Origin of the sequence: Pseudacidovorax intermedius (genome assembly GCF_001476815.1) — a bacterium.
Lineage (GTDB): Bacteria > Pseudomonadota > Gammaproteobacteria > Burkholderiales > Burkholderiaceae_C > Xenophilus > Xenophilus intermedius_A.
Map to the genome: position 1 here is coordinate 75,500 of NZ_LDSL01000096.1, position 14,569 is coordinate 90,068.

The 14,569-nt window shown below is 76.5% G+C and carries 12 protein-coding genes; 7 read left to right on the forward strand and 5 right to left on the reverse strand.

What is annotated here, in order from left to right; all coding sequences use genetic code 11:
* Nucleotides 1-23: 23 nt before the first annotated feature.
* Nucleotides 24-938: a LysR family transcriptional regulator gene (locus tag NS331_RS15305; RefSeq protein ID WP_058642831.1), complete on the forward strand. Its 915-nt coding sequence runs from the start codon at nucleotides 24-26 to the stop codon at nucleotides 936-938.
* Nucleotides 939-954: 16 nt separating this feature from the next.
* Here NS331_RS15305 and NS331_RS15310 read toward each other — a convergent pair whose 3' ends face one another.
* The 3 genes from NS331_RS15310 to NS331_RS15320 all read right to left on the reverse strand — a co-directional run bounded on the left by NS331_RS15310 (nucleotide 955) and on the right by NS331_RS15320 (nucleotide 4,098).
* Nucleotides 955-2,232, reverse strand: coding sequence for a c-type cytochrome (locus tag NS331_RS15310; RefSeq protein WP_058642832.1), 1,278 nt, complete (start codon nucleotides 2,230-2,232; stop codon nucleotides 955-957).
* Nucleotides 2,229-2,963, reverse strand: a complete 735-nt coding sequence (locus NS331_RS15315; RefSeq protein WP_058642833.1) for a c-type cytochrome — start codon at nucleotides 2,961-2,963, stop codon at nucleotides 2,229-2,231. Before NS331_RS15315 ends, NS331_RS15310 begins: the two co-directional genes overlap by 4 nt.
* Nucleotides 2,964-3,051: 88 nt before the next feature.
* Nucleotides 3,052-4,098 (reverse strand): NAD-dependent epimerase/dehydratase family protein, encoded by a 1,047-nt coding sequence (locus tag NS331_RS15320; protein ID WP_082702524.1) that lies wholly within the window; start codon nucleotides 4,096-4,098, stop codon nucleotides 3,052-3,054.
* Nucleotides 4,099-4,236: 138 nt separating this feature from the next.
* On the opposite strand from NS331_RS15320, the gene NS331_RS15325 reads away from it, so the two are divergent.
* The 6 genes from NS331_RS15325 to NS331_RS15350 all read left to right on the forward strand — a co-directional run bounded on the left by NS331_RS15325 (nucleotide 4,237) and on the right by NS331_RS15350 (nucleotide 10,613).
* Nucleotides 4,237-5,097, forward strand: coding sequence for a phosphatase PAP2 family protein (locus tag NS331_RS15325; RefSeq protein WP_058642834.1), 861 nt, complete (start codon nucleotides 4,237-4,239; stop codon nucleotides 5,095-5,097).
* Nucleotides 5,094-6,056 (forward strand): lysylphosphatidylglycerol synthase domain-containing protein, encoded by a 963-nt coding sequence (locus NS331_RS15330; RefSeq protein ID WP_058642835.1) that lies wholly within the window; start codon nucleotides 5,094-5,096, stop codon nucleotides 6,054-6,056. Before NS331_RS15325 ends, NS331_RS15330 begins: the two co-directional genes overlap by 4 nt.
* Before the next feature lie 20 nt (nucleotides 6,057-6,076).
* Nucleotides 6,077-7,135: a glycosyltransferase family 2 protein gene (locus NS331_RS15335; protein WP_082702525.1), complete on the forward strand. Its 1,059-nt coding sequence runs from the start codon at nucleotides 6,077-6,079 to the stop codon at nucleotides 7,133-7,135.
* Nucleotides 7,128-8,807: a phospholipid carrier-dependent glycosyltransferase gene (locus NS331_RS15340; RefSeq protein WP_193758127.1), complete on the forward strand. Its 1,680-nt coding sequence runs from the start codon at nucleotides 7,128-7,130 to the stop codon at nucleotides 8,805-8,807. The genes NS331_RS15335 and NS331_RS15340 overlap by 8 nt, the downstream gene beginning before the upstream one ends.
* A 127-nt stretch (nucleotides 8,808-8,934) precedes the next feature.
* Nucleotides 8,935-9,714, forward strand: a complete 780-nt coding sequence (locus tag NS331_RS15345; protein WP_153012880.1) for a phosphatase PAP2 family protein — start codon at nucleotides 8,935-8,937, stop codon at nucleotides 9,712-9,714.
* Complete coding sequence (locus NS331_RS15350) at nucleotides 9,711-10,613, forward strand: 2OG-Fe(II) oxygenase (protein ID WP_058642838.1); 903 nt, start codon at nucleotides 9,711-9,713, stop codon at nucleotides 10,611-10,613. Before NS331_RS15345 ends, NS331_RS15350 begins: the two co-directional genes overlap by 4 nt.
* A gap of 19 nt (nucleotides 10,614-10,632) precedes the next feature.
* On the opposite strand, the gene NS331_RS15355 is transcribed toward NS331_RS15350, so the two are convergent.
* A complete protein-coding gene (locus NS331_RS15355; protein WP_058642839.1) occupies nucleotides 10,633-13,926 on the reverse strand; it encodes a type VI secretion IcmF C-terminal domain-containing protein in 3,294 nt (1,097 codons plus the stop codon).
* Nucleotides 13,923-14,569: DotU family type IV/VI secretion system protein (locus NS331_RS15360; RefSeq protein WP_193758128.1), on the reverse strand; the 647-nt coding region annotated here is incomplete at its 5' end. The genes NS331_RS15355 and NS331_RS15360, both read right to left, overlap by 4 nt.

Genomic DNA, 14,569 nt, shown 5'->3' on the forward strand with positions numbered 1-14,569 from the left:
TGGCCAGGAAGCGCCCCGCACTTATGGCAGCCATCGATTCCGCTTCTGCATCGCCCCTCACGCTGGACCAGCTGCGCAAGTTCGAGCAGGTGGCTGCGCATGGCAGCTTCACGGCCGCGGCGGCGCAGCTCGGGCTCACCCAGCCGGCCATGAGCCAGCAGATCCGCCAGCTGGAGCGCCAGCTCGGCGTGCGCCTGCTCGAGCGCGTCGGCCGCCGCGTGGCGCCCACCGCCGCCGGCCTCGATCTGCTGGCGCACCTGCCCGGCGTGCACCTGGCGCTGGAATCCGCCGTGCAGGCCGTGCGCGCGCATGCCGACCAGGTGGCCGGCGCGGTGCGCATCGGCACGGGGCTCACGGCCTGCCTGTATCGCCTGCCGCCGGTGCTGCGCCGGCTGCGGCAGGCGCACCCGCGCCTCGCCCTGGTGGTCAGCACCGGCAACACCGACGAGCTGGTGCGCCGGGTGGAGGACAACCAGCTCGACCTGGCCCTGGTCACGCTGCCCGTGGCGTCGCGCGCGCTCGGCCTGGTGCCGCTGCAGCAGGACGAGATCGTCGCGGTGCGGGCCCGCGAGGCGGGCGCCTGGCCGGCGCGCATCACCCCGGCGCTGCTGTGCGACCAGCCGCTGGTGATGTTCGCGCCCGGCACCAGTACCCGCGGGCTGATCGACGCCTGGTTCGGCCAGGGCGCCCGCAAGCCGCAGCCGGCGATGGCCCTGGACAGCGTGGAGGCCATCAAGGCGGTGGTGGCGGCGGGCCTGGGCTGCAGCCTGCTGCCCCGCGCGGCCGTCAGCAGCCCCGAGGCGCAGGCCGCGCTGGCGGTGGCGCCGCTGTCGCCGCCGCTGCACCGCACGCAGGCCATCGCGCTGCGGCAGGACAAGCCCCTGACCCCCGCGCTGCGCGCGACCGTGGCCGCCATCGCGGCGCAGGACGGCGGCTGAGCAGGACGTCGCTCGCTCAGCGCTGCATCACCTGCCGCGCCGTCACCTCCGGCGCGTCGTTGCCCCAGCTGCCGCGCACGTGGCTCAGCACGGCGGCGATGTCCTCGTCGCCGAGCACATGGCCGAAGGGCGGCATGCCGTAGGGCCGCGGGTTGCCGGCGGTGGCGGGCGGGTAGCCGCCGCGGCGCACCACCTGCACCAGGTTGCTCGGGTCTGCCATGCGCACCGCCCGGTTGCCCGCCAGCGGCGGGAAGGCGCCGGGCTCGCCCTGGCCCTGGTCGCCGTGGCACCAGGCGCATTGCTGGGCATAGACCGTCTCGCCGCGCTGCATGAGCGTGGCGCTGCGGCGCAGCGGCTGGGCCGGCGCCGGCGCGGGCGGCTGCTGGGGCAGGGCCTGCAGGTAGACGGCCATGGCCCGCAGGTCGTCGTCGTGCAGATGCTGGGTGCTGCCGTAGACCACCTCGGCCATCGGGCCCAGCACCGAGCCGCGCGGCGTGCTGCCGGTGCGCAGCAGCGCCATGACCTCGGCGAGCGGCCAGCCGGCGACGCCGGCCTCGTCCGGCGCGTCCAGGGCCGGCGCATACCAGCGCTGGCCCGGCAGCAGGCCGCCGCCCAGGCCGCGCGCATCGTCGATGGCGCCCAGCGTGTTGCGGCGGCCGTGGCAGGCGATGCAGTGGCCGAGCGTACCGACGAGGTAGGCGCCGCGGTTCCATTCCGCGCTGCGCCGCGGCTCGGGCGCGAAGGCGGCGGGCCGGAAATAGAGCGCCCGCCACACGGCCAGCGCGGCCTGCGTGCCGTAGGGAAAGCGCAGCGCATGCGGCCGGTTGGCCTGGGTCACGGGCGGCAGGCTGCGCAGCCAGGCGAAGAGGGCGTCCGAGTCCTCGCGCGTGACCTGCGTGAAGCTGGTGTACGGAAAGGCCGGGTACAGCAGCCGGCCGTCGCGCGAGCGGCCGTGGTGCATGGCGCGCCAGAAGTGGTCGGCGTTCCACGCGCCCAGGCCGGTCAGCGGGTCGGGCGTGAGGTTGCCGGCATAGAGCGTGCCGAAGGGCGTGTCGATGGGCCGGCCGCCGGCATAGGCGGCGCCGCCGCGTGCGGTGTGGCAGCCGGCGCAGTTGCCGGCCAGCGCCAGGTAGCGGCCGCGTTCGATCTGCGCCGGGCTGGCGGCGGGCGGCGGCAGCGCGTCGTCCACCGGCGCCTCGCCGCGCAGGTTGAGCCACAGCACGGCGGCCGCGAGCGCGCTGCCGACGAGCAGAAGGCCCAGCAGCAGACGGCGCAGGACGCGGCCGCCGCTCATGGATGCGCCTCCATCGCGCTGCAGGCCACCGGCAGCCCGCCGGGCAGCGAGGTGGCGGGCCGTGCGCCCTCGGGCACCGGCTGGGCGGCGAGCCAGCCGGCGACGGCCCGGATGTCCTCCGGCGCCAGCCGGCGGCCGACGTCGGCCATGCAGTCGGGCGCGCGGGCGCGGCGCTCGCCGGTGAGCCAGGCGCCCAGCTGCGAGGCGATGTACAGCCGCGGCAGGCCCAGCAGGCTGGGGATGCCGGGCGCCACGCCGGTCAGGGCGGCGCCGTGGCAGCGCACGCAGGCCGGAATGCCGCGGTCGGCGTCGCCGTCCCACACCAGCGCGCGGCCGCGGGCCAGCTGCGCGGGCGGCAGGTCCGGGGGCACGGGCGGCGGATAGGGCAGCGACAGGGCGGCGAAATACTCGGCCATCTCGCGCAGGTAGGCATCGGAGAGCTGGGCCAGCAGGTGGCTCATGTCCGCCTGCTGGCGCCGGCCGTCGCGGAAGCTGCGCAGCTGCTCGTACAGGTAGCCGGCGGGCTTGCCGGCCAGGCGGGGAAAGTAGCCGGAGTTGGTCGCCAGGCCCTCGCGGCCATGGCAGGTGGTGCAGGCGGCCACGCGGCGGGCCATGTCGCCGCCGCCCGGGCCGGCGGCCGGCGCCTGGGCCAGCGCCGGGCCGGCGGCCAGCAGCAGGCCAAAGGCCGTGCCCAGGACCCGCCGGACAGCGCGAAGAAGAGGCTTCGTCATGGTGCCCCATTGTGGGGCGGCGGGACGCTGGCAGGTGTCGCGGATGCCGCCGGCGCGTGCGCGGGCTGCCGTGGGTCGGCGTGGACGCTCAGGCCGTGATCAGTGCCGCTGGCGCCGGCACGGCGGTCGGTGCCGAGGCCGGTGCCGGCGCGGCGTCCCAGCCCTTCCACGCACGCAGCCAGTGCACGAAGCGCGGCAGCCCGTCGGCCAGCGGCGTGGCGGCCCAGGGCCCGATGGCCGCTTCCAGCCGCGCTGGGTCGGCGCAGGTCAGCGCCACGTCGCCGGGCGGCCGGGGCGCGAAGGCGACCATCGCGCGGCGGCCCAGCGCGGCTTCGAGCTGGCCGACGAAGTCGATCACCCGTACCGGCTGCCGGTGGCCGACGTTGAACACCTCCCAGGGCACGCCGCCCGCGTCCGGCACCGGCGGGCCGCGGCGCACCAGCCGCAGCAGCGCATCCACCACGTCGTCGATGCAGGTGAAGTCGCGCTGCAGCAGGCCGTCGCCGTAGAGCGTGATCGACCGGCCGGCCTGGATGGCTTCGGCAAAGCCCCAGTACGCCATGTCGGGCCGGCCCCAGGGACCGTAGACGGTGAAGAAGCGCAGGGCCGTGGCCGGCAGGCCATGCACCGCGGCCGAGGCATGGGCCATCAGCTCGTTGGCCTTCTTGGTCGCGGCATAGAAGGAGGCGGGCGCATCGGTGGCGTCCTGCTCGCGGAAGGGCGCGTCGGTGCGCTGGCCGTAGACGCTCGACGAGCTGGCGTGCAGCAGGTGCGCCACGCCGGTGTGCCGGCAGGCCTCCAGCACCGAGGCGAAGCCCATCAGGTTGGCGGTGGCGTAGTCCAGCGGCCGCTGCACCGAATGGCGCACGCCGGCCTGGGCGGCCAGGTGCAGCACCACCTCGCAGCGCTGGCGCGCGAAGAAGTCCTGGGTGGCCGGCACGTCCGACAGGTCGAGCGCGGCCACCGCCACGCCCAGCGGGGCCAGCAGCGCCGCGACGCGCGCGTGCTTGAGCCGCGGGTCGTAGTAGGCATTGAAGCTGTCGCAGCCCACCACGCGGTGGCCGGCGCGGGCCAGGGCCGCGGCGGCATGGGCGCCGATGAAGCCGGCGGCGCCGGTCACGAGCACGGAGGTCATGGCCCCGGAATGTGGCGCCGCCACAAGTCAGGCATGTGGCACCGGGGACGCCGCACACCGTCGCAGCACTGACACGGAGGCTGCCTACCGTCGGGGCCGTTCCGCGTCGTCCGCCTTCTTCTCCCGCCCCACTGCGCCATGTCCTCGCAGCCGACTTCCGCCGCCATCGCGTCCGATTCGCCGCAGCTGCGCCGACTGCCCCTGGCGGTGCTCACCCTGCTGGCCCTGGCGCTGCTGCTGCGCCTGGGCGAGGCCGACCTGCCGCTCTTCCGGGCCCTCAACGCGCTGGGCACGGCGCTGCCGGACAGCCTGTGGTCGGGCCTGAGCGTGGCGGGCCTGGGGCTGTCCATCGGGCTGATCGGGCTGGCGATGTCGCCCGGCCGCGATCGCCAGGCGATGCGGCTGGTGAACGTGCTGATGTGGGCCTTTTTGCTGGGCGGCTTGCTGTCGCATGTGCCCAAGCGGCTGTTTCAGCAACTGCGGCCGCCCGGCGTGCTGCCGCCGGACCAGCTGCACGTGATCGGCGACCGGCTGGTGCACCTGGCCATGCCCTCGGGCCATGCGCTGGCGGCCTTCGCCTTCGTCTGGGTGGTGCTGCACACGCGCCACTGCACGGCGGCGCAGCGGGCGCTGCTGTGGGGCATGGCGGCGGCGGTCGCGCTGTCGCGCATCGCCGTCGGCGCGCACTGGCCCAGCGACGTGCTGGCCGGCGCGGCACTGGGCCTGGTGGCCGCGGCGCTCAGCCTGCGTGCCGTGCGGCGCTGGGACCTCGGCGGCCTGCTGTCGCGGCGCCGCGCGCAGGCGGTGATGGCCGCCGTGCAGCTGGGCGCGGGCCTGGCCATGCTGTGGACGCAGACCGGCTATCCGCTGGGCGCCCCGGTGCAGTGGGCGCTGGGCCTGGCCGGCGTGGCGGGCGGCCTGCTGCGTCTGCGCTGGGCGATCGCGCCGGCCGTCGCAGCGCGCCAGCCGGGCTGGATGACGACGGAGCGCGTGGGTTGAGCCGGCACGCCCTGACGCCGCGCGTCGGCCCCCGCGCACGCCGCGCGGTGCAGGCCCTGTCGGCCGTGCTCGCGCTGGGGCTGCTGGCCTGGCTGCTGCAGGGCGTGGACGTCCACGCGCTGGCGGACACGGCGCGCCGCATGCCGGCCGCCACCTGGGCGCTGGCGCTGGCCGGCGTGGCCGCCACCTACGCGCTGCGCGCCGCGCGGCTGCAGGCCGAATGGCAAGGCCGCACCGGCGCGCGCTTCGTCGACTGCCTGGCGCTCTTCGCCTGGCACAACGCGGCCGTGTCGCTGCTGCCGCTGCGCGCGGGCGAGGCCGGCTATGCCTGGTGGCTGCACCGCCACTGGCAGGTGCCGCTGGCCCGGTCGCTGCCCAGCCTGCTGTGGCTGCGCCTGCAGGACGCGGCCGTGCTGGGCACGCTGGTGGTGGCGCTGCTGGTGTCGCCGGGCCTGGCGCTGGCGGCCGTCGCCGCGATGGCGGCGCTGGCCGCCGTGCTGCTGCGCCGCGGCTGGCACGGGGCCCTGCACGACGGGGACGACGTGCACGGGGCCGGGCGGGCGCCCTGGCCGCGGCGCCTGCTGCAGGGGCTGTACGGCGGCCGGGGCGGCTGGCGCTCCTGGGCCTTCTGCATCGCCAACTGGGCCATCAAGCTGGGCGTCTCGGCCCTGCTGCTGCAGGCGGCGGGGCTGCGTCCGGCCGCGCTCGGCTGGTGCGGCGCGGCGGGGGCGGAGGCCGGCGCTGCGCTGCCCCTGCAGGCGCCGGCCGGGCTGGGCGTCTTCGAGGCCGGTGCGCTCGCAGGTGTGCATGCGTGCACGGCGGCCCCGATGGAGGCCGGTACCGTCGTCGGCGCCGCCCTGCTGGTGCATGCGCTCTGGCTGCTGGCGAGCGTGGGCGCGGCGCTGGCCGTGCTCGTGGCGCGTCGCGGCCTTGCCGCGCCCCTGCGGGCGCCGTCATGACTTCCAACGTCGTTCCCGCCATGGACCGCACCGATCCCCATCATCTGCTCGCGCGCGACGCCGCGCCGCCGCCCCCGCACCGCCTCTCGATCGTCGTGCCCATGTACAACGAGGTGGAGAACGCCGCCGCGCTCGTCGATGCGGTGCAGGCCGCGCTGGCCCATTACCCCGCGCCCTGGGAGCTGATCGTGGTGGACGACGGCAGCCAGGACGGCACCGGCCCCGCGCTCGAGCGCCGCGCCGCCGAAGTCGGCCCGCACGTGCGCGTGCTGCGCCTGGCGCGCAACTTCCGCCAGACGGCCGCCATGCAGGCGGGCATCGACGCGGCGCGCGGCGACGTCATCGTCACGCTCGACGGCGACCTGCAGAACGACCCGCGCGACATCCCGCGGCTGGTGCAGCGCCTGCTGGCCGAGGACCTGGACATCGTCGCCGGCTGGCGCCGCCACCGGCAGGACGGCCTGTGGCTGCGCAAGCTGCCCTCGCGCCTGGCCAACCGGCTGATCCGCCGCGTGACCGGGCTGGACTTCGAGGACCTGGGCTGCAGCCTCAAGGCCTTCCGCGCCGAGACGCTGCGCGAGGTGCGCCTGTATGGCGAGATGCACCGCTTCATCCCCGCCTGGCTGGCGACCGTGACCGCGCCGGCGCGCATGGCGCAGGAGCCGGTGGCCCACCATCCGCGCCGTGCGGGCCGGTCCAAGTACGGCCTGTCGCGCACGCTGCGGGTGGTGGTGGACCTGCTGGCCATCACCTTCTTCATGCGTTTCGCGGCGCGGCCGGGGCATTTCTTCGGCGTGCTGGGGCTGTCGGTGGGCGGGGCGGGCGCGCTCATCCTGAGCTACCTGGCGGCGCTCAAGCTGGCGGGCCACGACATCGGCGGCCGGCCGCTGCTGTCGCTGGGCTTCTTCTGCCTGCTCGGCGGGCTGCAGCTGCTGATGACGGGCGTGCTGGCCGAGCTGGTCACGCGCATCTACTACGGCGGCCGGCATGGCTCGCCCTATGTGCTGCGGCGCGGCCAGGCCACGGCGCCGCCTGCCGCCGAAGGCTGGTGCGGCGGGCGTGCCGATGCGCATGGCTGAGTTCATCGCATCGCGGCCCGCCGCCGAGCGCCGCACGATGGCGTGGTGGGCGCTGGCCATGGGCCTGGTCGCGCTGCTGGGCCTGGGCCTGGCGCCGCTGTTCGACGTGGACGAGGGCGCCTTCTCCGAGGCCACGCGCGAGATGCTGGCCAGCGGTGACTGGGGCCACACCACGCTCAATGGCGCGCCGCGCTTCGACAAGCCCATCCTCATCTACTGGCTGCAGGCGGCGAGCGTGCACGCCTTCGGCCTGAACGAGGCGGCGCTGCGCCTGCCCTCCGGCCTCGCCACCTGGGCCTGGGTGCTGGCCGTGGCGGCCTTCGCCTGGCCGCGCTGGGGCCACCGCGCCGCGATGCTGGCCGGCACGGTGCTGGGCACCAGCGCCGGCGTGCTGCTGATCGGCCGGGCGGCCACGGCCGACGCGCTGCTCAACCTGTGGCTGGCCCTGGCGGCGCTGGACCTCTGGCGGCATGCCGAAGGCGGCGCCGGCGCGCGCGCCGCCCTGCGCCGGGCCGCGCTGTGGTGCGGCCTGGGCGTGCTCACCAAAGGGCCGGTGGCGCTGCTGGTGCCGGGCGCGGCGCTGCTGCTGTGGGTTGCCGCGTCGGATCGCGCGCAGTGGGGCGCCCGCCTGCGTGCGCTGCTGGGCGATGCCTGGGCCTGGCTGGTCTTCACCGCCGTGGCGCTGCCCTGGTACGCCTACGCGCTGCACCGGCACGGCATGGCCTTCGTCGACGGCTTCCTGCTGCGCCACAACCTGCAGCGCTACGGCGGCCCGCTGGAAGGCCATGGCGGCAGCCTGCTGTACTACGTGGTGCTGCTGCCGCTGCTGATGCTGCCGTGGACGCCGCTGCTGGTGCCGCTGCTGGCCCGCGTGCGCGCCACCTGGCGCGAGCCGCTGGGCCGCTACCTGCTGCTGTGGGCGGGCTTCGTGCTGGTGTTCTTCAGCTTCTCGGGCACCAAGCTGCCGCACTACGTGCTGTACGGCTTCACGCCGGTGGCGCTGCTGGCCGGGCGCGAGGCGGCACGTTGGCAGGCCGATGCCGACGCCACCGCGCGCGGGGTCCGGCGGCTGCAGGCGGGCCTGCTGGCGCTGTGGCCCGCCGCCGTGGTGGCGGTCACGGCCTGGGTCGCGCTGCATGCGGCGCGCGTAGCCAATCCGCTCTACCGCGCGCTGATCGGCCAGCCCGCCCCGCTGATGCCGCTGGCCCTCGCGGCCCTGGCCGCCGCGCTGGGCGTGCTGCTGTTGCTGCGCCTGCGCCGGCTGCCACCGGCCGCGCGCTGGAGCGCGGCGGGGGCCACGGCAGCCCTGGCGCTCACGCTGGCCGTCGTGCCCTGGTGGGGTCGGCAACTCCAATCCCCCGTGCGTGAGGCCGGCCGGCGGGCCGCCGAGGTGCTGGCGCGGGCCGCGACGCCGCCTGGCGCGACGCTGGTGCAATGGGGCCTGCACCTGCCCAGCGTGGCCGTCTACGCCCGGCGCGACGCCCCGCGCCGCCCGCCGCTGCCCGGCGACCTGGCGCTGGCGCGCGAGGACCAGGTCGATGCCCTGGCCGCGCAGCTGGCGGCCTTGTCGGCGGGCCACCGCCCTGCCGAAGCGGACGCCACGCTGCCCACCTGGCAGCCGCTGATGCGCATGGGCGGCCTGGTGCTGCTGCGATGGCACGGTGCGCCATGAGGCTGCAGTCGATGCCCATGGCCGGTGGTGCGTGGACGGTGCCCACGGCGCCTGCCGCGACCGCGCCGGCGCCGGCTTCCGCGGCGTCCCGCGTCCGGCCCATCCCCGGCCGCTTCCGGCGTCGGCCGTGCCCACGCCAGGCGGCCTGGCTCGGCTGGCTGGCCGCCGTGCTCGCCTGCGGCCTGGTCTTCCGCACCTGGCCGGGGGGCTGGACCTCGCCGCGTCGGCGCCCTTCTACCTGCCGCAGATTCCCACCGGCTTCGTCGGCAACCTCTACCACGGGGTGCTGGACCTCTGGCGGCTGGTGCCGCAGCTCGGCCGCGCGCTCGGCATCGCCGGCCTGGTGCTGTTGCTGGTGCCGGCGCGCCGCATTCCCTGCGGCATGGCGCGGCGCTGGCGCGGCCGGCTGCTGGCCGTGGCGGCGCTGCTGATGCTGGGCGTGTGCCTGGTCGTCAACCAGGGCCTCAAGGAGCAGGTGGGCCGGCCGCGGCCGCAGCAGGTCAAGCCCTTCGGCGGCCCCTACGACTACGTGCCGGTGGGCAGCCTGTCGCAGGCCTGCGCGCGCAACTGCTCCTTCGTCAGCGGCCATGCGGCCACCGGCTTCGTGATCGCCGGCTTCGGCCTCTGGGGCGTGCGCCGCACGCGCCGCCGCTGGTGGGCGGCCGGCGCGCTGCTGTGCCTGGCGCTGGGCGCCGCGCGCGTGGCGCAGGGCGGCCATTTCGCGAGCGACGTGGTGTTCAGCCTGCTGGTGATGACCGGCGTCGCCATGGCCCTGCGCGCCGCCGTCGTGCACCTTCGCGGGCTGCGTCGGCGCATTGGCCGGCGGCACCGGGCGCGCCCGCGCGGCCTTTGGGGACTGGCGTCAGGCTGCGGGCTGCCGCGGCGGCCGATGATTCCGCTGTCATGAGCACCGTTCTGCGTTTTCAGCCCGCGCTGGGCGACTGGATCACCCACAACCTCGACGCGGGCGCGCCGTCCGCCGGGCTGGTCGACGCCATGGTGGGGCAGGGCATGTCGGCGCGCGCGGCGCAGGCCATCGTCGACGCCTTCGTGGCGGCGCGGCAGCAGGGCACCGCCCCGCCGCTGGACCAGGTGGCCCTGCCGGACGACGAACCGGCGCGGCCCATCGTGCCCCGCGCCCGCCTGGCCCCGGGCCACCGCATCGCTGCGGCCGACCGCGTGGTCACCGTGCAGGCGCGCGGCCACGATCCCGTGTGGGCCGCGCTGGGCCCGGTGCTGGACGCCGACGAATGCCGGGCCCTGATCGACATGGCGCGCCCACGGCTGCGGCCATCCACGCTGGTCGATCCCGCCAGCGGCCGCGACGTGGTCAGCCGGCAGCGCAGCAGCTGGGGCATGTTCTTCCGCCCGGGCGAGAACGCGCTGGTGGCGCGGCTGGACCGGCGGCTGTCGGCGCTGATGAACCTGCCGCTGGAGAACGGCGAGGGCCTGCAGCTGCTGCACTACCCCGCCGGCGCGGGCAGCGAGCCGCACCACGACTACCTGGCGCCCACCAATGCCGCAAACCGCGCCTCGGTGGCGCGCAGCGGCCAGCGCGTGAGCACGCTGGTGACCTACCTCAACGACGTGCCGGCGGGCGGCCAGACCGTGTTTCCCCAACTGGGACTGGCCTTCTCGCCCGTCCAGGGCCATGCCTGCTATTTCGAGTACGGCGACGGCCGGGGCGGCGTGGACCCGCGCTGCCTGCATGCCAGCACGCCGGTGGAAGAAGGCGAGAAGTGGGTCGTGACCAAGTGGATGCGCGAGCGCCGCTTCGTGAGCGCGGGCGAAGCGGCCGACGGTTGAGCCGTCCGCCGCCGCGCGTTCATGGCCGGCCTGCCCTGGCGGTTCTTGCCGGCGGCGGCGCGCACAGCCCCGCATAGAGCCGCGCATCCAGCGGATTGAATTCGCCGCTGGCCGTGACGCCCAGCCGCAGCGCGGCACCCTCGGCGCCCAGTTCCAGCACCAGCTGGGACGGGTCGGCACCGCTCCAGATGCGGGCATCGCGCGCCAGCTGCAGCAGCGCCCAGGGGCCGCTGTAGCGCCGCAGCACCGGTGGGCCCAGCACGGGGCGCAGTTCCAGTTCCACCTCGCGGCTGCCGGAGGGGCCCGGCCAGCGCACCGCCGTCTCGGTCACGGCGCCGTGCGAATAGCGCCATTCCTGGCCGCCCACCATGAGGCGCGCCTCCAGCAGGCTGCTGTCGAGGAAGAGCGGCTGCAGCCGCAGCTCGAGCCCGGCCGGCCCGCCGGGGAACCACGCCCGCGTGAGCCGGGTGGCGCGCTGCAGCCATTGCAGCTCGGCCGTGGTGCGCGCGTCGGCCTGCACCTGCTGCGGCAGTCGCAGCCGCCATTGCCGGCCCGAGGTGTCGATCAGTTCGGCGGAGGCCTCCACCGTGCGCGCCACCCGGCCCTGCGGCGACAGGTCCTCGACGAAGGACTCCCACGGCAGTTCGGCGGTGGCGTCCCAGCGCAGCGGGAAGGACGGGTCGAGGCGGCAGGCGCGCCAGGTGTCGATGGCCTCCAGGTCCAGCGCCAGCTTCTGCGCCTGCTCCTGGTGCACCTGCTGGCCGGTGGAGACGGCGATGGCGTTGACCAGCTGCCGCAGCGGTGCCGGCAGGCGCTGGGCCTGCACGCGCAGCATGCTCAGGCTGGTGGAGGGCGGCGTGCGGCTGCCGAATTCCTCGGCCGCCTGCTTCTGCGTGAGGTAGCGGCCCAGGGCCTGGATGGTCTGCAGCAGCCGCTCGCGGGCGGGCGACTTGCCCTGCACGTCGGCGAAGTAGCTGCGCAAGAGGCCGAAGTTCTGCGCCAGCGCGAAGGCCGGGTCGTTCAGCGGCAGCGGTGCGCGCGGCGTGCTGCGCCAGCCCAGCTCGTACTGCAGGCGTGCCCAGTCCTGCGCGGCGCGTTGTCGCAGCCGCCACCACAGGCTGAGGTTCTTGCGCGGCGGCAGCGGCATGCGCTGTTCGAGCACGTCCAGCAGCTGGATGAAGGGCGAGGTGTCGCTGCCGAAGACCTGCGCCCGTTCCGCCGCCTCGGCCAGGCCCTGCACCGGGGCCAGCGTGGTCCTGTCGAAGAGGCCTTCCCAGGCGGCGGCGGCCTCGCGCACGTAGCGCACGCGCAGCCGGTCGGCCAGGGCCTCGAGTTCGTGCCGGGGCAGGGCCTGGGGCTCGTCCATGACGGCGGCGTACTCGCGCGCCCAGGCCTCGTAGCGGCCGGTGGCGGCGTGGTAGCCCAGGCGCAGGCCTTCGCCGGTGTAGAGCCAGGGCACCGACGGGCCGGCGGCGAACCAGCTGGCGGCGGGGCCGAGCGCGCCGGCCAGTTCGAAGTCGTGGGCATCGGCCGGGCCGACCTCGTGGCTCAGGCCCTGCCAGACGCGCTCTTCCAGCGACCAGTGCGCCGCGCCGCGCAGTTGCGCGCGCCAGGTCCCGGTGTCGCTGCCCGGGCCGTCCGCGCCGGCCGTGGTGGCGGCCATCGCCGCCGGCAGCCGGGCGGCCTGCAGCAGCAGGTGGGCGGCCGCATCGGCCTGTTCGGGCGTGGCGTCGCAGGCCAGCAGGGCGCTGCGCAGGCCGGCTTCGTCCGGGGCCAGCCGTCCCTGCAGCATCAGGGCGGTGGCCAGGCTGCGGTAGAGGTCGGCCGGCGCGGGCGCGGCGGCCGGGCGGGGGGGTGTCCGGGCGGCCAGGCACTGGCGGTTCCAGGCCAGCAGGCCGGGCTGCAGCCGCTGGCGCCACAGCTGCGCGGCCAGCGCGGCCATGCGCGCGGCGGCAGGCTCGGGCAATGCCTCGCCCGTGTCGGCCTGTGCGGTGGACTGCAGGCCGTCTACCGCGGCGGCCAGGGCCAGCGCCTGCTCGCCCTGGGCCTGGCCGCCGGCCGCGCCGGCTGCGGCGGCCTCGCCGGCCAGGGCCCGGATCTCGGGCAGGCGGGCCCGCCAGTGCTGCAGCGCCAGGCCATGGTCGGCCGGGCGCAGCCACGACACCTGCAGCGCCAGCGCCGCCACCGCGGCGGCCACGGCGAGCAGGCCCAGGCCATGCACCAGCGCCCAGACCGCGGTGCGGCGCAGCGGCGGGCGGTCGGCGGCGATGGCGCCCAGCAGGCCGTCCAGGCCGATGCAGGCATGCTCGCCGGCCCAGCACCAGAACACGGCGCGCGGCCGGGCCACGGCGAAGGCACCGTCGCCGCCGGCCATCTGGCGCAGGGCCACCGGCGCGGCGGCGGCTTGGTCGGTGCAGCGGTGCAGCAGGGCCAGGCGGGCCTGGGCCGCGTCGGCATTGGCCTCGGGGCTGCGCACGGCAGCCTGCAGCAGCTGGCGCAGCCGGGCGACGAGCGGTTGCCAGCTGCGCGCATCGAGCGGCGCGCGCAGCGGCAGGATGAAGCCGCGCGGCAGCGCCTCGGTGCCGCCGGTCCAGGCGGGCTGCAGGTCGGCGCCGCCCTCGTTCCACAGCAGCAGCCAGAGCGCGGACTGCCGGCGGCTGCGGCGGCGCAGGCCGGCCAGTTGCACGCGGGCCTCGTCGAGCAGGGCGGGGCGCGCGCTGCGGCCGGGCAGTTCCGTGCCGGCATCGAGCAGCCACAGCACGGTGCGCACGGCGCGGCGCCAGCGCAGTACCGGGGCCCAGGCGGCCAGCGCCTGCGGCGGCAGCACCAGCCAGCAGCGCCCGCCGGACCAGAAGCCGTCGCCTGCCTCGGGATGGCCGATGGCGCCGTCCATGTCGCCGGGCCACAGGCGCTGCAGGGCCTGGGCCTTGCCGGGCTCGGCCACCACGAGCACGTCGGGGGCGAAGCCCGGCCAGCGCCGCCGCAGCCACAGCCGCGCCTGCGCGCGCCAGCCGGTGCCGCGCGGGGCGTTGGCCTGCAGGTGGGCCAGCAGGTCGGTGCAGGCCGCGCGCGGTGCATCGGCCGCCGGCGCGCGCTGCAGGCCGCCGAGCTGCCGCCAGGACCAGGCCAGGGCCCCACCCAGCAGCGGCAGCAGGAAGAGCAGCGGGATCGCCGCGATCAGCGCCAGCCGGGTGCCGGCCGGGTCCAGCGGCCGGCTGTCGCCGATGCGCAGTTCCGGGCCGCCCCACCAGACGAGCGCCGCCAGCAGCAGGGCGGCCAGCAGCCAGAGCAGGACTCGCAGCCAGCGCATCATGGCCGGCTCCCGGGGGTGCCGTCCGCGGCCAGGGCCTGGGCCGCGTCGCGGGCGGCGGCCAGCCACTGGGCCTCCAACTGCCGCTGGGTGGCGGCATGCAGCCCGGCCACGGCCAGCAGCACGGCCGCGGCGAGGCCCACGCCCAGCCAGCGGCGGGACGGGCGCGCATGCCGGGTGGCCAGGGCCATCATCTCGGCCGGTCCGGGCGCCTGCGCGGCGGCGTCGCCGAGTTCGGCCTGCAGGCGCGTGCGCAGCTGGTGCAGCGCCTGCTCGCCACCGGGCGCCAGCGCATGCACGCCGCGCATGCCCAGGGCGATGGCCAGGTCGTACAGCGCCAGCAGCGGCTTGCGGTGGGGCTGGCGGCGCGCGGCGTCGGGCGCCAGCAGTTCGTCCAGCAGGGCCCAGCAGCGCTGGCCGCCGTGGGCGTCGGCATGGTGGTAGACGAGCAGGCTCTCCAGCGTCCAGTTCAGGCCCATGCGTCGGGTCAGCAGCTCGTCGGCCAGCGTGCACAGCAGGTAGCTGGCGCCGGTGACGGCCTCGGGGCTGCCGCACAGGCGCAGGGCGTTGCGCTCGAAGGCGCGCAGCTGGCCGATGAGCCGCCGCGCGACGTCGCCCGCTTCGCCCGCGGCGGCATCGCTGGCGG

Coding starts and splice junctions, on each gene's coding strand:
- NS331_RS15355 (WP_058642839.1), bottom strand. CDS start 13,926: ATGATGCGCTGGCTGCGAGTCCTGCTCTGGCTGCTGGCCGCCCTGCTG.
- NS331_RS15340 (WP_193758127.1), top strand. CDS start 7,128: ATGGCTGAGTTCATCGCATCGCGGCCCGCCGCCGAGCGCCGCACGATG.
- NS331_RS15320 (WP_082702524.1), bottom strand. CDS start 4,098: ATGACCTCCGTGCTCGTGACCGGCGCCGCCGGCTTCATCGGCGCCCAT.
- NS331_RS15305 (WP_058642831.1), top strand. CDS start 24: ATGGCAGCCATCGATTCCGCTTCTGCATCGCCCCTCACGCTGGACCAG.
- NS331_RS15335 (WP_082702525.1), top strand. CDS start 6,077: ATGGACCGCACCGATCCCCATCATCTGCTCGCGCGCGACGCCGCGCCG.
- NS331_RS15350 (WP_058642838.1), top strand. CDS start 9,711: ATGAGCACCGTTCTGCGTTTTCAGCCCGCGCTGGGCGACTGGATCACC.
- NS331_RS15315 (WP_058642833.1), bottom strand. CDS start 2,963: ATGACGAAGCCTCTTCTTCGCGCTGTCCGGCGGGTCCTGGGCACGGCC.
- NS331_RS15310 (WP_058642832.1), bottom strand. CDS start 2,232: ATGAGCGGCGGCCGCGTCCTGCGCCGTCTGCTGCTGGGCCTTCTGCTC.
- NS331_RS15325 (WP_058642834.1), top strand. CDS start 4,237: ATGTCCTCGCAGCCGACTTCCGCCGCCATCGCGTCCGATTCGCCGCAG.